The organism is Sporosarcina sp. GTC18466 (assembly GCF_055389225.1).
Genome location: NZ_AP044037.1, coordinates 1,624,342 through 1,642,640 on the forward strand (window position 1 = coordinate 1,624,342; position 18,299 = coordinate 1,642,640).

20 protein-coding genes are annotated in these 18,299 nt (G+C 49.1%); 1 reads left to right on the plus strand and 19 read right to left on the minus strand.

Going from position 1 to position 18,299, the window contains the following annotated elements; translation table 11 throughout:
* Positions 1 to 18: 18 nt before the first annotated feature.
* The 3 genes from ACZ5FK_RS07825 to ACZ5FK_RS07835 form a co-directional block, all read right to left on the minus strand.
* Positions 19 to 879, minus strand: coding sequence for an aminoglycoside phosphotransferase family protein (locus ACZ5FK_RS07825; protein ID WP_464804376.1), 861 nt, complete (start codon positions 877 to 879; stop codon positions 19 to 21).
* Between the two features lie 329 nt (positions 880 to 1,208).
* On the minus strand, positions 1,209 to 2,876 hold the full coding sequence (argS, locus tag ACZ5FK_RS07830) for an arginine--tRNA ligase (protein WP_464804377.1): 1,668 nt from the start codon (positions 2,874 to 2,876) through the stop codon (positions 1,209 to 1,211).
* The gene (locus ACZ5FK_RS07835; protein ID WP_464804378.1) at positions 2,873 to 3,313 is read right to left on the minus strand and encodes a YwiB family protein; all 441 of its coding nucleotides are present in this window, start codon (positions 3,311 to 3,313) and stop codon (positions 2,873 to 2,875) included. Before ACZ5FK_RS07835 ends, argS begins: the two co-directional genes overlap by 4 nt.
* Positions 3,314 to 3,495: 182 nt before the next feature.
* Between ACZ5FK_RS07835 and ACZ5FK_RS07840 the strand changes: the two genes are divergently transcribed.
* A complete protein-coding gene (locus tag ACZ5FK_RS07840; RefSeq protein ID WP_464804379.1) occupies positions 3,496 to 5,556 on the plus strand; it encodes a transglycosylase domain-containing protein in 2,061 nt (686 codons plus the stop codon).
* Positions 5,557 to 5,777: 221 nt separating this feature from the next.
* Here the strand turns inward: ACZ5FK_RS07840 and ACZ5FK_RS07845 are convergent, their stop codons facing one another.
* The 16 genes from ACZ5FK_RS07845 to ACZ5FK_RS07920 all read right to left on the minus strand — a co-directional run bounded on the left by ACZ5FK_RS07845 (position 5,778) and on the right by ACZ5FK_RS07920 (position 18,289).
* Positions 5,778 to 6,308 (minus strand): YwhD family protein, encoded by a 531-nt coding sequence (locus ACZ5FK_RS07845; RefSeq protein WP_464804380.1) that lies wholly within the window; start codon positions 6,306 to 6,308, stop codon positions 5,778 to 5,780.
* A 244-nt stretch (positions 6,309 to 6,552) separates the two neighbouring features.
* The gene (locus tag ACZ5FK_RS07850) at positions 6,553 to 7,179 is read right to left on the minus strand and encodes a hypothetical protein (protein WP_464804381.1); all 627 of its coding nucleotides are present in this window, start codon (positions 7,177 to 7,179) and stop codon (positions 6,553 to 6,555) included.
* Between the two features lie 264 nt (positions 7,180 to 7,443).
* Positions 7,444 to 7,710: a group-specific protein gene (locus ACZ5FK_RS07855; protein ID WP_464804382.1), complete on the minus strand. Its 267-nt coding sequence runs from the start codon at positions 7,708 to 7,710 to the stop codon at positions 7,444 to 7,446.
* A complete protein-coding gene (locus ACZ5FK_RS07860) occupies positions 7,703 to 7,921 on the minus strand; it encodes a helix-turn-helix transcriptional regulator (RefSeq protein ID WP_464804383.1) in 219 nt (72 codons plus the stop codon). Before ACZ5FK_RS07860 ends, ACZ5FK_RS07855 begins: the two co-directional genes overlap by 8 nt.
* Positions 7,922 to 7,985: 64 nt before the next feature.
* Positions 7,986 to 8,327, minus strand: coding sequence for a putative periplasmic lipoprotein (locus tag ACZ5FK_RS07865; RefSeq protein WP_464804384.1), 342 nt, complete (start codon positions 8,325 to 8,327; stop codon positions 7,986 to 7,988).
* 143 nt (positions 8,328 to 8,470) lie between these two features.
* Entirely contained in the window at positions 8,471 to 10,483 is a 2,013-nt protein-coding gene (locus tag ACZ5FK_RS07870; RefSeq protein ID WP_464804385.1) for a tape measure protein, read from the minus strand.
* A 10-nt stretch (positions 10,484 to 10,493) separates the two neighbouring features.
* Positions 10,494 to 10,802 carry a hypothetical protein gene (locus ACZ5FK_RS07875; RefSeq protein ID WP_464804386.1) on the minus strand — a complete coding sequence of 103 codons (309 nt, stop codon included), beginning with the start codon at positions 10,800 to 10,802 and terminating at the stop codon, positions 10,494 to 10,496.
* A 43-nt stretch (positions 10,803 to 10,845) separates the two neighbouring features.
* Positions 10,846 to 11,292 (minus strand): hypothetical protein, encoded by a 447-nt coding sequence (locus tag ACZ5FK_RS07880; protein WP_464804387.1) that lies wholly within the window; start codon positions 11,290 to 11,292, stop codon positions 10,846 to 10,848.
* A complete protein-coding gene (locus ACZ5FK_RS07885; RefSeq protein WP_464804388.1) occupies positions 11,292 to 11,909 on the minus strand; it encodes a hypothetical protein in 618 nt (205 codons plus the stop codon). Before ACZ5FK_RS07885 ends, ACZ5FK_RS07880 begins: the two co-directional genes overlap by 1 nt.
* A gap of 14 nt (positions 11,910 to 11,923) precedes the next feature.
* A complete protein-coding gene (locus ACZ5FK_RS07890) occupies positions 11,924 to 12,751 on the minus strand; it encodes a head maturation protease, ClpP-related (RefSeq protein WP_464804389.1) in 828 nt (275 codons plus the stop codon).
* A 17-nt stretch (positions 12,752 to 12,768) separates the two neighbouring features.
* Positions 12,769 to 13,119: a hypothetical protein gene (locus ACZ5FK_RS07895; RefSeq protein WP_464804390.1), complete on the minus strand. Its 351-nt coding sequence runs from the start codon at positions 13,117 to 13,119 to the stop codon at positions 12,769 to 12,771.
* 121 nt (positions 13,120 to 13,240) lie between these two features.
* Entirely contained in the window at positions 13,241 to 13,885 is a 645-nt protein-coding gene (locus tag ACZ5FK_RS07900) for a hypothetical protein (RefSeq protein WP_464804391.1), read from the minus strand.
* 332 nt (positions 13,886 to 14,217) lie between these two features.
* Entirely contained in the window at positions 14,218 to 14,592 is a 375-nt protein-coding gene (locus ACZ5FK_RS07905) for a hypothetical protein (protein ID WP_464804392.1), read from the minus strand.
* Positions 14,592 to 14,855, minus strand: a complete 264-nt coding sequence (locus ACZ5FK_RS07910; protein ID WP_464804393.1) for a hypothetical protein — start codon at positions 14,853 to 14,855, stop codon at positions 14,592 to 14,594. Before ACZ5FK_RS07910 ends, ACZ5FK_RS07905 begins: the two co-directional genes overlap by 1 nt.
* Positions 14,856 to 14,929: 74 nt before the next feature.
* Entirely contained in the window at positions 14,930 to 15,115 is a 186-nt protein-coding gene (locus ACZ5FK_RS07915) for a hypothetical protein (protein ID WP_464804394.1), read from the minus strand.
* Between the two features lie 240 nt (positions 15,116 to 15,355).
* A complete protein-coding gene (locus tag ACZ5FK_RS07920; RefSeq protein WP_464804395.1) occupies positions 15,356 to 18,289 on the minus strand; it encodes a DEAD/DEAH box helicase in 2,934 nt (977 codons plus the stop codon).
* Positions 18,290 to 18,299: the final 10 nt, after the last annotated feature.

Below are 18,299 nucleotides of genomic sequence, written 5' to 3' on the forward strand. Positions count from 1 at the left end.
GTGCGCTGTGTTATTTTCCTACCGTAAAAACTCTTCCAAGATCATACGGTTTTCCGCGTAAAATGAAGCATTCTTCTTTAGACCCCGCCGCTTGCACCAGCCAATACTGTTGAACGCGTCTGTAAACCGGTAAAAAGGCAGCACCGCCTCTACATCGGCCAAGGGCCTTACCGTCCGATAGCCCTCTTGATAGGACTGGAACAAACGATCATCAAAGCGTAAAAAGTCACGATACAATTTGGTGAAATCAACTTCTGTCGAACCGAAACGGACACTTTCAAAATCGATCACGCCGGACACGTTCTCTCCGTCCACGATAATATTGGCTGGACGAAAATCCATATGGATGAAACCGGGTCCATCAGAAGGAGGAAGCCGGTGTCTCATCTCCTCGAACTTTTCAATGGACTTTCTGTATAAGCTTTCGTCCAATACCTCCTTTACATCCTCTGCGAAACTTCTAAATTGACGTTCCACAAAATGCATCCAACCCGGAAATTCATTCTGAATGCCTGTCAGCTCCCTATCCGGCGGCTGAATTTGATGCATGGAGGCGTGAAGAATTCCTACCTGGAAAGAGACAGCAGGGGAATCCTTACTCGTCAGCGGCCGGCCTTTTAATCCCGATAATACGAAAGCACCCGGACATTCCTCGTCACCCGGCCAATGATCCAGCAGTTCAGGCGTGGAAACCCGATTCTTCAAGATATCATAGGCTTCCAGCTCCCGCTGGCACTTCAATTGGGTATATGGAATCTTCAAAAAGACAGTTTCCTCATTCAGCAGCTTGCATTTATAGACAGTGGAACTGTGGGAATCTTCGACTTCGTTCATGGAAATCACATTCAGCTTTAATTGGTCTATCACTCGTTGCAGCATGCTGCCCCCCCTTTTTTCCTGCTCAAATCAGATAGAACCTGTTATGCCATCATATCATTTTCTTCCGGCTATTCATTCATCTTTCAGAACGATTGCAAAGAAACCTGATTTTTACCTGCAAAATAAGCAATACGCTTCGAAAAGCAAGCAATGCCTTCCTTAGAACAAGCAACAACTCGCCGCTGCAAGCAATCTCCACGCCAAAACAAGCAATAACGGCCCAATTGTAAGCAACATACACGCCTACGTACGCAACCCCTCCACCAGCGTCATGTTTCGCGCTACGCAAAAAAAACACCCACCATCCAAAAAGGACGATGGGCGCAAAATTACATCCGCTCCGGTGCCGCGACGCCGATCAGTTTGAGGGCGTTTGCGATCGTGATGCGCGTTGCTGTGACGAGAGCGAGACGCGCTTCGGACAGGTCTTTGTGGTCAGGGTCGAGCACTTTTTCCGCATTGTAAAAGCTGTGGAAGGTCGCTGCGAGTTCCTGGATGTAGGTCGTGACGCGGTGCGGCGAGCGTAATCTTGCAGCGTCCGCAACGAGTTTCGGGAAGTCGCCGATCTTCTTGAGCAGTTCAGCTTCCTTTTCGCTCGTCAGCAGGTCAAGATGATCGGTTGACGCAGCTAAGCCTTTCTCTTCCGCCTGGCGCAAGATCGAGGAAATCCGCGCGTGCGCGTATTGCGCGTAGTAGACCGGGTTTTCATTCGACTGCGAGATGGCGAGGTCGAGGTCGAAGTCCATCTGGGCGTCGCCTGAGCGCATCGCGAAGAAGTAGCGGACTGCGTCGAGTCCCACTTCCTCGACAAGTTCGCGCAACGTGACGGCTTTGCCTGTCCGCTTGCTCATCTTGAATTTCTCGCCGTCTTTGTACAGCTGCACCATCTGGGCGACTTCGACTTCGAGCGTGTCGCGGTCGTAGCCAAGCGCCTCGATTGCCGCTTTCATGCGCGGGATATAGCCGTGGTGGTCGGCGCCCCAGACGTTGATGAGCGTATCGAATCCGCGGCGCAGTTTGTCCTCGTGGTACGCGATATCCGGCGTCAAGTATGTGTAGGAGCCGTCGTTCTTAATTAAGACCCGGTCCTTATCGTCGCCGAAAGTCGTCGAGCGGAACCATGTCGCGCCGTCCTCTTCGTAGACATGTCCGTTGCTGCGGAGCTTGTCGAGCGCGATGCCGATCTTGCCGTCTTCATACAGTGACGTCTCCGAAAACCATGTATCAAACGGGACGCGGAAATCGTCCAGGTCTTTCTTCAATTTCGCAAGCTCGTACTCGAGGCCATATTTCCGGAAGAATTCGAAGCGCTCGTCCTCGTTCATATGGACATAGCGGTCGCCGTTCTCTTCCGCAAGTTTCTTCCCGATTTCGATGATGTCCTGGCCGTGGTAGCCGTCTTCCGGCATCTCTTTATCAAGGCCGAGTGCCTGGAAGTAACGCGCTTCCACCGACCTCGCAAGATTGTTCACCTGGTTGCCTGCGTCGTTGATGTAGTATTCGCGGGAGACGTCGTATCCTGCGAAATCGAGGATGTTGCAAAGCGAGTCGCCGAGGGATGCCCCGCGCGCATGCCCAAGATGCAAGTCGCCAGTCGGGTTCGCGGAGACGAATTCCACTTGGATCTTCTCGTTGTTGCCGAATGTCGACCGGCCGTAGCTCTCCCCTTGTTCGAGCACCGCCTTGACGGCTTCGCCTAACAGTTCATTCTTCAGGCGGATGTTAATGAAGCCCGGACCCGCGATCTCAACCGACTCGATCGCTGTTCCTTCCTTATCCATATGCTCCACAATCGCTTCCGCAATGGCGCGCGGCGGCTTTTTCGCCAGCTTCGTCAGCTGCATCGCGATATTCGTTGCATAGTCCCCGTTCTCCTTGTTCTTCGGCGTTTCCAGCATGATTTCAGGGATTTCATTCCCCTCTACAAGTTCTGCCGCTTGGACCGCTTTCCGGAATGCCGCCCGGATGTCTTCCTGGATCTTTTCGACTGCGTTCATCTTTTTCCCTCCGTGTATGTAATGTGCAATGTATACGTGCCAAGGAGCGCTTCGCCGTCATGCAGTTCATAGGTCACTTTCAAAGCCCCTGCAAGCGGCCGCTCCGTACTATGCGAAAATGTTTTTGTGCGGACATGTAAGTTGAATGAAGCCGGTCCGCTGCCGTACGAGCCAAGACGGAATCCGTCGCCTCCAAGCGGCAGACGCATATTCACCGCGCCGCTCCGCATGATGATCGCGTCCTCTTCCCCCAGCTTCACCGTCGTCCGTACAGCCTGGCCGTTCATGTCTTCTTCAAATCGCAGATAATCCTGGCCGGCTTTTGTAAGAAATGTGCCCGAAGCCATGAATTCATGCTTGTCCTCCGGCTGCCCGGGGTGCCGGATCACCGACTGAAGGCGGACCGTGACGGGCTTCCCGTTAGATGAGGAATTCATACAGCCATCATCCTCCTGTTCAAATATCTATCCATTATACCGTTTTTCAGCTGTTAATTCCAATACATCTATGCACGGGCTTCCTGCTGCTGTGCGGCAGTGAAGTTTTCCCAGGCCGCACCGTTTAATCCTTAGCCGATTAACCAATAATGGGGGGTAGAAAATGACGGAGGTGGGGCCCGGTGAAACGGTCGGATTTTATCAAGAAAAGAAAGAGGCGGCGGATCTGGCGCACTTGCCTGCTGCTTGTCGTCACCGCTCTGTCGGCCGCCTTCACGATGCTCATCTGCCTCCGGATCTATGCGCAGATCGCGGGCGCCCCGTCGCTGAGCGTGCCGAAAGCGACTGTCTTCCTGGATAAGAACGGCAAGCAGATCGGCGATAAGTTCTCGGCGGAGCGCAGGTACTGGGTCGGGCTCGAGGACGTGTCCCCCTTCCTGATCGACGCCTTCATCGCGACGGAGGACAGGAACTTCTACGACCATAACGGGTTTGATTACCGGAGACTTGCGGTCGCCGTGCTGAAGGATATCAAGACGATGAGCATGCGCGAAGGCGCGAGCACGATCACCCAGCAGTATGCCCGGAACCTGTTTTTGACACACGAGAAATCATGGAATCGGAAGATCAAAGAAGCGCTGTATGCCTACCGGATGGAATTGTTTTACGACAAGGACACCATATTGGAAGGGTATTTGAACACAGTCTATTTTGACCATGGGATGTACGGGGTTGAGGCCGCGAGCCGGTTCTATTTCGCAAAGTCTGCGAAAGACCTGACGCTTGAAGAATCTGCAGTCATCGCGGCGATCGTCAAGGGGCCATCCATCTACTCCCCGATCGATAACCCGGAGCGCTCGCGGAACCGCCAATTGCTCATCCTGTCCCTCATGGAGAATCAGGGCTTCATCACCGAGCGAATGGAAGAGCGCGCCAAAGAAGTACAGGTCGCCCTGAAGACGGATGACTGGGCCGATATGCGCCGGGTCGCTCCGTATTTCCTCGATGAAGTGTGGCGGGAAGCCGAGCAGATTTTAAGTGAAAAAGGGCGCTACCCGGCGGAAGGCGGCTGGACGATCCGCACGACGCTCGATATCCACCATCAGAAGACGGCGGAGGAGATGGTGAAGAAGTGGATGCCGGATAACGAGCTCCAGACGGCTTTCATTTCCATGGAGAATGAAACCGGCAACATCACCTCAATGGTCGGCGGCACAGATTATGCAAAGAGTCCGTTCAACCGGGCGACACAGGCGAAACGGCAGCCCGGCTCTGCCATGAAGCCGATCCTGTATGCGGCGGCCCTGGAAGAAGGCTACAGCCCGCTGACGTTCAAAGAAGTGGAGCGGACCGTTTTCACGTATGATGAAGGACGCTCGACGTATGAACCGAAGAATATCAACGGTAAGTTCGCCGACCATCCAATCTCCCTGTCACAAGCGCTGGCCATTTCGGACAATGTGTTCGCCGTCAAAACGATCGAGGATGTCGGATACAAAAAGTTCAACAAGATGGCAGAGCGGCTCGGTCTCGACTTGAAGTATCAGGAATCACCCGCCATTGCACTCGGCACATCCGACGTGACGCTGAAGGAAATGACGAACGCCTATAACCGCATCGCGTCAGGAGGCCTGAAAGTGGAGCCGACGACTATCTTGTCCATTTCGGACGCGAATGGCAAAACGGTTTATGAGAAGCCGAAAAAGACGAAGAAACAGGCGATCACCGAGCAGGACGCATTTCTCCTCACCCATATGATGACGGGCATGTTCGATCCTGTCTTCAACGACTATTTGACATCGACCGGACTGTCGATGCGCGCGAAACAGTCGCGTCCGTACGCCGCGAAATCCGGTACGACCATCTCCGACCAGTATTTGATCGGGTTCACGCCCTCGCTCACGGCGGGCATCTGGACAGGCTATGACGTCGGCCAGCATCTGACCGATTTCGAAGATAAGGCCGCTTCAAAAAGGATCTGGATCGACTTTATGGAAGAGGCGCATGCCGGCCTGCCGGAAGAGCCGTTCCTTCCGCCTAAAGGGGTCAGCAGCGCCATTGTGGACATCGAGACGGGCGGCATCGCTGTCAACGAATGCCCAAAACAGCGGGTCGTCTATTTGAAAGAAAAGGATCTGCCGCAAAAACTGTGCACCGACCCGGCCCTTCGCGAGCAGCGGAAAAATGGGCAGGATGACAGCACCGGCACATTTGAACTGTTCCCCTTCTCCTTTTTTGAATAGAATCAGCAAAAAAGCCATCCACTCCGCTAGCAGGAATGGATGGCTTTTTTACCGGAAACGTGCTCCAGCGGCTGAATCAGCTTGGGTTGGATGAAACAGTGCATGGCTGCACAATTCCGGTTGTCCTAGCTTACATTGGCAAGCTGTAATTTTAGTGTACTGCCTTTCTGCCGCACATTCAACCATGGATTTGGCCGTAATGGGCAAATGTCACACTTTCTTCATAAATGAGGGGAGTCCTCGCCGAGGTCGATATGCAGTTTCGGCTCGCTCCGCTCCCACATTTCGGGATTATGGCTCCTTAGGAAATCAGCCAAGATGCGTTTCGATTTATCATCCATTTGGTCGACGATGATCTGGCGCTTCATGGACTTATCCATCCGGTTCACATGGTCCGCAAGTATCTTGTAGCCGCGTCGCTTCTCCCGGTTAATGACCATTTCACACGCCGTGACACCGGCATAATACGGGCCTTCCTCGTTGAAATCAATTGTCACCCAGACGAGCCAGTACGGCTTCCCGCCCTCGGAATCCTCCCGGTTCGTCGTGAACTTGATGCCCCGCTCGGTATCACTGCGCGCATGCATCGCACCGATTTCGATCCTCGCCTCTTCCGCTTCAACGTCGACAATGACAGGCGACACGTTCTCAAGCGACAGCGACCCGATGCCGAATCCCTTATGCCCATCAGTCGGATCGTTCTTTATGATGGTGAATCCCATTTTTTGTTTCGGTTTCTCTTCATTCGCCATTTCTCGATCCACTCCTACTCTGGTATTATATACACTATACTTTGTCCGCTAAAACAGATGAAAACAGCGAGCGGAAACGCCTTTGTATCAACGTTTCTCATTTTATCCCACCAATGAATTTGCACGAATTTGAACATGAACATGAACAAAACGTGAACATGCACAAACCGTTTAATGATTAGTTCTCGTCATTTTTCAGTGTACACTATTACGGAATTATCTGCATTAAGCACATAGCCCGGAATCACTTCCACCTCTTAATAAACACTGACAACGTTTCCGCCGCCGTAGCCGCACTGTCCCGGATCTCCTCGACCAAGTAGGACAGTAACATGCCGAACGATATTTCTTCTTCGTATGGATTGTTCTCATTAAGATACTTCAGCACCGTTTTCAATTCCGCCATTCTACGGTCGTCCAGTTGCTTCTGTAGATACCCTTCGAAGTATTCCCTGATAAAGTCCTTATCCCGTACACTAGCGTCCAGGAGAAGCGCTGTGGCTCTCGAGGGTGTGACGTCCAATCCAAACGCCAGGGCGGACAAGTTCTCATAATCAGCTTGTTTGAATCGAATGGTGATTCTTTCGCTCGCCCCCACAGTTCCCTTCCGTTGCAAAGAAGGACGGCTCATATCCCCCATGTACATTGTGTTCGCTAACATGACGGATCTACGCAACTTCCACGACAAAACGTCCATCACTTTTTTAGAAGAAATCCCATGCAGGCAGATTGTTTCCGCTACGTCCTTCACGGGTGTATTTGTGATATATGATATCCGGTAGATGGTATCTTTTAATTCCATGGGTATGGTCGGTTTCACATCACGTTTCTTATCGCTCCGAACTTTCCTCTCTCGCTCCCCCACCGTCATTCCGGCTCCCTCTTTTCCTGTTTTTCATATCGAATGTGTCCTTGTGTCCCTACTATATGTCTGGTAGGGGAGAAGTATGAAAGAGGGCAGGCGTGGCCATACTGGTAGTATTACAGAATAAATGTGGAGGGTTATATCATGACGAAAAAAGAAGATGCTGCAAAGGAAGCCAAGAAAATCATCGATCACGCAAAGAAGGTTGGATTCCCTATTCATAAAAAAGAGAAGAAGAAATAGGGTTGCTAACAATTACGCAAGCCCTTCTCATTTCCCTTTCGCTTTCAACCACCGAATCAAAAACTCCTCCGTCTCTTTTGCAGGAAAGAGCCACTTCCTTCCCACACGAAACTTCGGGAAATCTTTATCATAGAAAAACTGTTTCTTAATGAACGGCTCGCTCATACAGGTCTGCCGACAGAGCTCTTTCATATCCCAGAAGGTAAATCTGGGTGACATTGCGTTGAATTGTTCTTTTAATTCGTTCGCAATTAATTGCTCGATCAGTTCGCGATCCACCTTTATTTCAATCAACGACTTTTCCGCCTATCTCACAGTCATCCTCGAACAAATCATTCAAGGTACATTTAAATATACGGGCCAGCTGCTTCGCTTCCCCGAGTGTGAAGTCCGACTTTCCGCTTTCCTTCAGGCAGTACGTTGCGTTGTGGATGCCTAGGATCTTTGCGACCTCCGTTTGCTTCATGCGCGCTTCGCGTCGGCGGATAAAAAGTTTATGGTGCATTGGTTAAAATCTCCTTTTCCTCGATTATACAAAAAAGAGGAGCCGAAGCCCCTCCTACGCACACTTATTTCACATCTGTAAATATCTTTTTCGCTTCATCATCAGAAGTCTCCAATAAGAACAGGCCATTCTGCTCCCAGTCCTTCGCCGCCGGCAATGCTTCTTCCGCTGCCTTTATGTCCTTTTCTGAATCAAACTGATAGATTTTCACCGGATTGTTTTCATTGTAGAAAATAACGCCGTCTTTCGCGCCGATCATGGAATACATCGGCTTCTCACTAGCGTCTACCTGGATACCTTCCCCTTCAAAAGCATCGACAAATGACTGCATGGATAGCTTAGAATCATTTGACGAACTACACCCCACTAATAGAAAACATGCCAAGATAAAAATTACTCGTTTCATCTGAACATCCCCCATCTACATGATGGTTCAAATATAACACAGATTGGAAAATATTTGAACATTATCAGGAACCGATATATAAAATGACCACAAAAAAAAACGAACCTGCCCAATTGACGCCGGGTAGGTTCGTTTTGTGGTTGTTACATATTCGCCAAACGCAATTTCAGCTGCGGAATCATTTCGCCAAGAATTTCATTCACCGATTTGTTGTAACCATCGATTGTTACGTTGACATCACCCTTCGGCATGCCCTCAATCGCCCGTATCAGTCTATCAATCCTTGCAGACAGGCCATTGTCTGAAGTCGATGTCGGAACACCCACTGTCCTCTGTGGACGCGCCTGGTCGATGTTATCTATCGTGATGCCCTGACGTCGCAGATTCCTCGACTGAACAGCAGGAACAATCATCTCGTCTTTATGGATGCGAGCTACCTGATCGTGAGTAACCCGGTTTGTACCGACGTCATAGGAAGCCAATGCAGGGCCGCCAGATAGTTGTGTTCTCGACTGGGCTACTGCCGACTGCGCCGCTCCCCAATCGACACGGGGCACAATTGGGATGTTGACGCCGGGGATCTTATTTATAATTCCAATCATGTCATTGATCTTGTCTACTACGAAGTTGACGGAAGACCCTACCGCTGACTTCACCTTATCAAAGGCTAGGGAAAACGCTGTAGAAATCCCCTCTCCGACCAGCTTCATCTTATCCCACAACCCTTGTGCCTTTTCCTTCACAGTGTCCCAGTTCTTCCACAGTAGGATGCCCCCTGTGACAAGTCCCGCGATAGCTAGCGTGACAATCGCAATCGGATTGGCCGCCATAACGGCATTCAGTGCTGTTTGCGCCATTGTTACACCGGCTGTGATCAGCTTCCAAGTACCCTGGGCTGCGCTTACCGCTGCAACGGCTGTTTTATATGTTAATACACCCGCCGTTACTCCCGCGACCACCGGACCAATCAGCGACCAGTTGTCTACGACATAGTTGTACATATCCGCGAACTTATCAACGGCATAGCCGACAGCTTCTTTAATGCCCGGAAACGCGACATCCTTCATCCAGTTCAGCGCCGGTTGGGACGCTTCGTACATATTGACAATCTTATCTTTTATCCCCGGAATGGCCGTGTCTTTTATCCATGCAAGCCCCGGCTGTACCGCATTGTACATTCCCACAACCGCGCCAGACAATGCAGGAACTGCACCGGCAGCGCTCATCAGTACACCTTCGAACTTACTGCCGAAATTCGCCACCATGGAGCGCATATCCGGTAAGCCTTTGTCATTCAGCATTTTATCGATACTTTCAATGATTCCCGTAACACCCCGGGTGACCGCCGCTCTCATGTTGCCGAATGTTCCGCTCCACGATGCGCCGGCATTCTTAGCCGCCCCTTCGAGAGCCGGAAATTTCTTCGTGCCGTTCGCGAGTGCTTCGTCAAGAACATCCATAAATGACTTCGCATCCACCTTGCCCTTGGAAATCTCCGTAGCTACTTGCGCAGTGCTCTTTCCGATGGCTTCCGCATAAATATCAACCGCAGGAATACCGGCTTCCACGACACGTCCCAGTTGCTCCATGTTGACCTTGCCCTTTGTGGACATCTTGATGAAAGCGTCGGTGACAGTGCCCAGCTCATCGTTCGTGCCCTTCGTGTAGAACGCGACAGCATCCGTCAGGGAGCCCATTACGCGCGTGGCGTCCTCGACCTTCATTCCGCCTGTAACAAAGCCCTGAACGGCCCCCGCAGCTACGTCCAATCCGAACGCCGTACCCTTCACGATCTCTCGTGTAGCTTCCAGTGTGGCGTTGGCTTTTTCGGCGCTACCCGTCATGACTTCTAGGACGTTTTTAAATTGCTCCATTGTATCGATCCGGTCAAATGCGCTCGTAACAGAACTTTTGACCATACCGACTGCAGAAGAAAATGCTTTTGTAATTCCGATAGCTCCCGCCATTCCTGCAGCGCTCGTGGCGACATTTTTCAATCCCGCTGAAGCCGATCTGCTGAACTGGCTCACTGTATTGTTCGCGTGTTTCAGCTTCCGTTCCATTTCCTTTGTTGCGGAAGTGGCTTTTTTGGCATTGCTTGAAAAGTCCTTGTCCCTCAACGTAAGGACAGCGGATATTACTCTGTTTCCTGCCATTCATCTCACCTCATTTCTGCATTGAATTCCACGCTTCCGTCATCAGTTCAACCCCTGAAGAGCTATCGAATTGCTTCACCCATTCATCCATCTTTGGAACCTTCGCATTCACAGTCCGCACCAGCGACCACAGGACTTGCCAAGCTATACGTTCCGTCTTCGGGATGTCGTAATTCCCTTCAGTACGGCTGCATTCAATGGCCATATCCGTCCAGAAGTTGCTCTTAAATGTCTTGCGGTAGATATCTGGCGTGGCTGGACCGAACCCGACCGGGATGGAGCGAGCACCTACCCACAGTCTTCCTTTTGTTACTTGCATCATTATCACCTCCTTTTATAGAAAGAGAGAGGGTTCCCCCCTCTCACAGTGCCTTGATATCGTCGAACGTAAGACGGTTCGGTTGTTCATGAACGATCTTCTTACCAACTTTGATTTCATAATCCTTGCCCTCGACTAATGCAAGATAAGGATTCCTGGCATTGCTATTGTGATGATAGATTCCCGGCACGTGCCGATCAGCCATGTTCTTGATAGCTAGGTTTTTGACATCCGCAATTCGTTCAGCTTCAGTTTCGGACGGATCATCATAATGGAATGTCATCTTGCCAACAAACGGCGACTTCTCAAGGTCAAAATTCTTCCGGATTTGCTTAAGTTCCGCCTGGTCTCTAGGAATTGGGCCATTCCCTCTGCAATAGATGGCAAAGAAATCAATAGCATGGTCCGTAATCGGCTCCACCTCGTATGGATAACTAAACTTCGGTGTAAGGTTTTCTCTTTCAGCCACTTCACGTTCGAATGCGTTCATTATTTTCTACCTCGTTTCAAGAATGATAGTAGTCCTGTAGTTTCAATGGGAACAGTGATTTTAGATAGTTCGTCTACTGCTTTTTGAGCATCCCGGAGCGCCATCCCGGCACGCGGCACATATCCCTGACTGACAAACGGTTTTATTCTCGCATATACCGGCAACGGGACATTTTCTCCAATTTCAGCGTCCAGAATGATATTCACCTGATCTGTCACCTTGTCCATCGCTTCTAAATCATGAATGCTTTTCAGCAAAGGAATGATGTTCTCTTTCATGTAAGAAATCTGTTCAGCCAGTTGCCCTTTCAATTCGTTCAATTTTTCAGCTTGCTGCAGCTGTTCTGTTTTCAGATTGCGAAGAACCTTTTCCCTGTGCTGTTCGGGGATTGCTGGCTCTGAAAGTTGGCGAAAACGAATTTTCCGTTCTAGTTCTTTTTCATGTTGCTCAAGCTCTTCGTATTCTTCAGCTGTTTTCGCTGAATCCTTATGCTTCTTCACTAATTGCAGTCGCTCATGCGCTTTCAGTTTCCGGCTTAGTTCCTCTTCACGATCCAACACCAGTTGAATGGCTTTCTTGGATTCTACAAAATAATCATTCGTGTTAATTGCTTCCATGGTAATATCTCTCCTTATTTGTCTAGTAAGTCGTAGAATTTCTTTAGATAAGCTTTGCGTCTTGACTGCATTTCTTCTTCTTTTTGCTGTTCTGCTTCTCGCTCTTTCTGCTTGCCTTCCAACCATTTTTCCATCCCATTGACGAAAGTCATTATATAACCATTGTCAAAGACTGGTTTTACAGATGCTTTCCCCTGCTTTGGCTGGGTATGCATGTTTACTAGTGCGGCCGGCGCGTTGGAATACTTAGCCGCAAATTCAGGCTTCAACACTGCAGCCACTTGTTTTCCGACTACCACTTCATCAGCAAGCCCCAGATCGTAAGCATCCGATGCTGTAAGCCATGTCTCTGCATCCATCAGTTCGGTGATGCGGGCATAGGTCAACGTGGATGACTTATTCAGATAAGCCTGCTTGACCGTATTTTCATTGATGCGCTCCAAATCGTCTGCTTGCTTTCTAATCTCGTCAGCGTTCCCGGCCAACATCATCCAAGCGTTATGGACCATAAGGAAGCTGTTATCTGGCATCACAAGCTTGTCGGCAGAACAAGCTATCACAGATGCTGCAGAAGCTGCCAGGCCGTCCACATGAGCCGTAAAGCTAGCCGAGCTCCTCTTCATCATGTTTACAATGGCAGCGGCTTCGAATACGCTTCCCCCACCGCTATTAACGTACAAATCCACGTTCTTTACATCGCCTAAACCCTTTAGCAACCGGTCGAATTCCACGGCGCTCATGTCGCCACTTTCTCTTTGTGGCTCTGGTACAATTGCCCCGTCTATGCGTATGCTGCCACGACTACTAGATGCCACAACAGGCCATAGCCAATTTTTGTTCATAAATTTTCCACCTTTCGTTATAACAAATCACGATAAGGATCCAATTCCTTCTCGCCGTCTTCTTTCGGCAGCAGATCCGTCAGCTGCTTAATGATTCTCTGATACGCTTGGTCTCGATTGTTGTATAGTTTCGCAACCGGGCGCTCCCGCTCGTAAGGGTCCAACTTCTCCGACTGGCTGAACAATTCCACATCACCGTTCTCGCTGATATCCGCCCACATATCATTCAGCAGAACCCTTAGCCTAGCCGCCTGGATAATGAGACCCTCCGCCACCTTCAACTTATTTTCCGGGACATCGCTGAACAATTTGAGCAAACGCTTTTCCTCTTTCTTCACACGCTTTTCTCTGTCATGAATCACCACCATTTATGGCACCTCCTGTCTTTTGGGGTAGGGTTGTATGAAGAACGCTCAAAAATCTACGGAAACGAGGCCCCAACCGGTTGCCGGGTTTTCCTAGGAAGCTGAACCCCGAAACCGGGGGGTGTCATACTCCCTCACACCTCCGCAGCAGTTCCGCTCGAAACTCTTCCGCCTTAATCTCCCGTTCTTTTTTATGTTTTTCATATTCTTCTTGAGACATTTGAACAAATCTTCCGTTGACAAGAACAGTTTGCTTTTCTGAATCATCGAGAAGTGGTTTCACCTGGTACTTATCGAAGAAGTCTTTGCGGTGGAGCTTCATCTTCTCTCTTGCTTCCTGATCGCGCTCACGACCTAAAGATTCTTCTTCCAAATGCAAACGCTCATGCAGACGATCCAACACACGAATGATGATGTCCGGTTCGATGTACTTCTTCTTCTGGAAGTAGCGGATCATGATGATACGGTCACTGTCGCCCGCCCATGCCAGTAAGTCCTTCCATCTGAAATGCTTCTCGTATTCCTGTTGAATCTTCTTGTCATAGCGTTCCTTCAGCTCTACAATGCGTATTGCCTGCGTTTCCGTCCTACTGCTGTAGGCGCTTGGATTGTTGTAATCAAGGTTAGAACCTGGGTAGATGATATTCTCATAGAGTTCTTCAAACCATTCCGCCCGATGCTTCTCCATCCGCCTGGCCCGCGTGAGTCCCTGTGCTAAGTGATAGATCTGCCACTTCATATCTCCGTAATCGTCTGCGGTGTGCTTCACAGTCACCCCTCCCCTGCTATGAATTATTTACACCCAACAGATATTTGTCGCCGTATCTTCAAGAATGCAGCGCTTCATTCGTCTGACTTTACTTCTAGGCATTGACAATTGAATAGCCACATCGTCTGCCGAATATCCCTCCCAAAACATGAGCCTAGCGATATTCTTATAGTCGTGATTCGCTTCATTGAATATCGTTTCGATAGTTCGCGTGATGTTCAACATGTTCTGTTTGCGGACCGGCGAGGGTTCATTGACAATAGATCGCGCTAATTCATGGTACCTACGCCACATACTTTCAAGTTTCATGTAATCGTATTCTTGTAGACTCCTCACTCACCTTCCTCCTTCCACTGAAACTGTTGGTACGGCGTACCTGGCAGCGGTTCATCCAGGACAATGAGCAAGGATTCCAGACGCTTTGACTGTTCGAGTTTGAGTGCCGGAATGTCCAGAAAGTCGAAGTGTTTCCGTTCCTCTTCGCTTAGAAGGGCGAGTGCGATTTCAAATGAGCGAATGTCCTTGCCGATCTCCCTGTACTGATGGATCGCGCCGGTCATGGTCTGCTGCAGCTTGTCCATTTGCGCTTGGATGGAAGCCACCTTCATTTCAAAGTGCGGCGCGCGGGCATCGATGGATTGCAGGCGTTCTTTGGTGCGGTCGATGATTGATTGCAGTTCGGTTGGGTTGTATAGGTTTTCTTTCATCAATATCCCTCTTTCATCACATCGTTGTATCGTTCTTTCAGCTTGGCGTGAGCAGGAACGGACCAATCGATTTTCAGATAGTACGAGCCGCGCATGGCCGGAATGCCGGAATCTTTATTCACACAATGCGAAGTGCGCCATCCTTCCCCCATGCCATGGTTATGGCGCTTGCCGCAAAACGGACAGTTCCGAACGACCAACTGGATGAAGCGTGATCTGCTGCTTGGGTGCAGTTCTACAAATACAATTTTTTCTTTTGACATGATAATGGCTCCTTTTTCTCTATGAGTTATTGGATGCCCTTAGCCATAGCTGTTCTCCTTTTTTATCGCATTCCTTAACGTTTCAGCTTGAAGAAGAAAGAATATGTCAAGCCGTCCTCTGTCTCTGTAACGTGGGATGCGACGTCCACAATTTCAATGTCGCTTTCGTTGCACTCGTGGATGAAGTCTTCAATGCCTGCGTTTGCTTCACCGATTGCATACCATTTTTTCACTTCGTATTTGTACGGGTGTGTTTTCATATAAAACAACCTCTTTTCTTTACTTATTCATAAAAAATATACCTCGAAATCGACCATTCCGATAGTAGTTTCAAACAGGGCAAAAAGGGTCTTCGGTGAACCTCCGAAAACGTTGATGCTATGCGATTTAGGTATGACGTTTATTGGCTACCTGTATTTTTTAAAGACCTTATACAAACAGGGTCAATAAACGTCATTTTCCAAACCAGTCATTCTTCACAGAAAAAGTTCATATAAAACTTACTCTTCTTTGTACCAACTAACATTCCATTTCGCCTGTACTGCCGGATAGAGAACCTTCTGCTGTTGTTCTGGTCGGCCATCGATGTATTTGAGAAGGCTTTCTTCTACTTTCGGAATCTCGATTCCATGCCGGACGGCAGCAACTAATTCAACAGTCAACGGACGGATCGTCACCATGCGTTCGGATGCGCTCCTACTGGAGAACCTATGAAACAATTTCAGCGCTTCGTTGACATCTTTCTTTGAGACTTTCAGCTTTTTAGGTATATCCTGTTCCGCGATAGCCTTAAAATCGGATGATGCAAAGGTTTTACCTTCTATCCTTAGCAGCTCTCCGAAAATCCGCTTAGTAACGGTGTATTTTTTTACATGATAGAAGGAAGCAATATCCGCCAAGGCTTGGATGTCGTTGACATATTTATTTATGTCAGCCCTTCTTTCAACCGCTATTACTAATCTCTTACAAGTTTCATAGTCTGTAAGTTTGGAAATCCTCCACGCCGCACTATATAAATCGGGGTGGACGTCTACTTTGAACAGTTTGAGCGCTTCATCATCACCGCGGGCGAAGCATCCGTAAATCGATTCATCGAAATACTTTTCGAAGTTTGCCCGTAGTTCATCGGCTTCTAGTTGCTGCTGCTCCTTTTCTGTGACCAGATCGGCAAGAAGGCCGCTTAGATCCGAACCGTTCTTTCTGACTTCCTCATTTACATTGAAGACGCCTTTCAGCTTGTGGCCTAGAACCCGTTCAACTTCGTTGATAAAAGCATTTCGGAATGTAGCGTAATAGGTTTCCTTCTGGCGCATGGACTGGTGCCGGACATATAGCGGATTGAATTCAATTTTCGCGTCTTCATCCTTGCTCCTATAGAAAATTCCGTTGTGCTTCTCGACAGTGGAGGGGATGAAGTCTTTCAGCAATTCGCCCTCGAATTCACTGTTCAGGTATTCCACATGACTTTTCACGGTACGGAGCCTGTACTGGAAATCCGATTCAATATTGAATCTTCTCGTTTCGTCATAGTCCGGGTTCGGCGTCCGCATATATAAGGCGAAGTAACGGTACTGATTTCTAAACCGGTTACTGATCTGCTTGATCGTAGATGGATTGAATATTGGTGAAGCCCGGTCCGCTACTACCACACACGACCAATCCAATTTATTTTTAATGCTGATGCCGTCCGCTAGTACCGTTGTGGTGATGACGACTTGGACATCATCGTCAATGTCGCCGTTTTCCACGATACCTGTATAGGTGACACTCGTTTTGTTGTCGCTTGAAACGGTCCGGCAGGTGATACCTTCCTTTTTGAGCAGTCTGGCGACCCGCTTGATGCGTTCCTTGCTGTTGATGAACAATAACACTCTCGACTGCTGCAGAAGCCCTCTGACGACAGGCACTATCATTAAATCTGCGTTCTCTCCTGTGATGATTCCGTTTTCGTTTGTATCGTAGGTGAACACCCGGTAATCGCTACAGGGAGACTTCTTGTTGCCGGTGTCTATTTCAATCAACTTGTCGAAGTTATCTTTTAGAACGTCCTCTGGTGTGCCTAACAGTCCAATCAAGGAAGTCGCCATGTTCGCCAACTCTTCCAGTCTGTCAATAGCTACATATCGGTAATTGTACGCTTCCGAAAACTTGTGGATCTCGTCAATGACCAATGTGAATTCTGGCTTGTCCGCTCCGTAGTCGATACCTTTTTCAAGAAAATAAATCAGTTCTGCAGCCTTGTCATAGGTTGTTACGAATATCCGCTTCCCCGCGATTGCCTTACTAGTGATTTCATGACGTAGGTTGACCATCCCCCCGGTGATCCCCATTTCGTCATGTTCCTTTGCAATCTGTTCAGTGAGTGGGATGGTAGGCGCCGCGAAGATAAAATAGTGATAGTCGCGGCTCGCCAGTTCCTTGAACGCTTTCATGAATGACGATGTCTTGGCGCTCCCTGTAGGGCTATCCACCAGAAGGCGCTGCCGTCTGCCTATCAGCTCCTTCGCAACATCGGAAGGGATATATCCATCCACCTTTATCCGCTCTCTGGGGATGTTCTCCGGTGTTTCCTGTAGAGCGTATGAATACTTGTGTTTCCGCTTGTAGCCCGCTTCGTTTCCGTATTTGAGAAACGTACCGATTGTAATGGCGCCGCTTGGCTTGAAATTGAAATAGGTATCGTCGTCACTCTCGCCGCCGCTGACAATATGGAAGATATCCAATCCTTCAGATACGGATATATGGCCCGCCATTTCGTGATGTCGTATGGCGAGACAGATGTTTCTCCATTCCTCAAATCTTCCAGACCCGCTAGGGATATGCCCGATGACTTCGGCAACTTCCCTCATTTCCTCGTAGGTGACAGGGTTATTGGATTGTTGCCTGAAATCGTGTGCTGCCTGTTTGCGTCTTTCCTCTATGGAGTTTTGTTTCTCTTGCAGCGCTTCATTCGCGAACCGTACATACTCCTTTGTATTCAGCATTACATTCTCATTGATCAGAATGGGCGCCCTGTTTGAACCGTGCCAAAGTGTTTTCGGGTTCATGGTATCGATTTTCTCTGCCGGAAAGTGAGGGTACAGTTTCAATAATTCATTTCGTAGTAGGACCACGATCTCTTTGCCGACTTCATAGTCAGTAATCAATTCATCGAACTGGAAGAGGAGCCTGTACCTGTTTTGAGTACCACCCTTATCATTCGGCTTTCCGTGTGAAAAAGAATAATACGCGGCAGCCACTCTGCCATTGAAGTGATCCAGGACCCGTTGAACGTCTGTTTCGCTGTATTCATCGTCAATATCTATCCCAAGCAGCTGGGTAGACTTGAATTCCAACTTGTGAAGGTTCGCCCACTCGCTCGTATATGACTGAAGCGAAGTTACTTTTTCTTTGTCGGATTGATTCTTTAAATCGCGTTCGACCATTGCCAACATTAATGTTTGA

Coding starts and splice junctions, on each gene's coding strand:
- argS (WP_464804377.1), bottom strand. CDS start 2,876: ATGAACGCAGTCGAAAAGATCCAGGAAGACATCCGGGCGGCATTCCGG.
- ACZ5FK_RS07905 (WP_464804392.1), bottom strand. CDS start 14,592: ATGAAAGAAAACCTATACAACCCAACCGAACTGCAATCAATCATCGAC.
- ACZ5FK_RS07895 (WP_464804390.1), bottom strand. CDS start 13,119: ATGGTGGTGATTCATGACAGAGAAAAGCGTGTGAAGAAAGAGGAAAAG.
- ACZ5FK_RS07865 (WP_464804384.1), bottom strand. CDS start 8,327: ATGAAACGAGTAATTTTTATCTTGGCATGTTTTCTATTAGTGGGGTGT.
- ACZ5FK_RS07885 (WP_464804388.1), bottom strand. CDS start 11,909: ATGGAAGCAATTAACACGAATGATTATTTTGTAGAATCCAAGAAAGCC.
- ACZ5FK_RS07845 (WP_464804380.1), bottom strand. CDS start 6,308: ATGGCGAATGAAGAGAAACCGAAACAAAAAATGGGATTCACCATCATA.
- ACZ5FK_RS07850 (WP_464804381.1), bottom strand. CDS start 7,179: ATGACGGTGGGGGAGCGAGAGAGGAAAGTTCGGAGCGATAAGAAACGT.
- ACZ5FK_RS07915 (WP_464804394.1), bottom strand. CDS start 15,115: ATGAAAACACACCCGTACAAATACGAAGTGAAAAAATGGTATGCAATC.
- ACZ5FK_RS07860 (WP_464804383.1), bottom strand. CDS start 7,921: ATGCACCATAAACTTTTTATCCGCCGACGCGAAGCGCGCATGAAGCAA.
- ACZ5FK_RS07835 (WP_464804378.1), bottom strand. CDS start 3,313: ATGAATTCCTCATCTAACGGGAAGCCCGTCACGGTCCGCCTTCAGTCG.
- ACZ5FK_RS07920 (WP_464804395.1), bottom strand. CDS start 18,289: ATGTTGGCAATGGTCGAACGCGATTTAAAGAATCAATCCGACAAAGAA.
- ACZ5FK_RS07870 (WP_464804385.1), bottom strand. CDS start 10,483: ATGGCAGGAAACAGAGTAATATCCGCTGTCCTTACGTTGAGGGACAAG.
- ACZ5FK_RS07875 (WP_464804386.1), bottom strand. CDS start 10,802: ATGCAAGTAACAAAAGGAAGACTGTGGGTAGGTGCTCGCTCCATCCCG.
- ACZ5FK_RS07880 (WP_464804387.1), bottom strand. CDS start 11,292: ATGAACGCATTCGAACGTGAAGTGGCTGAAAGAGAAAACCTTACACCG.
- ACZ5FK_RS07910 (WP_464804393.1), bottom strand. CDS start 14,855: ATGTCAAAAGAAAAAATTGTATTTGTAGAACTGCACCCAAGCAGCAGA.
- ACZ5FK_RS07890 (WP_464804389.1), bottom strand. CDS start 12,751: ATGAACAAAAATTGGCTATGGCCTGTTGTGGCATCTAGTAGTCGTGGC.
- ACZ5FK_RS07825 (WP_464804376.1), bottom strand. CDS start 879: ATGCTGCAACGAGTGATAGACCAATTAAAGCTGAATGTGATTTCCATG.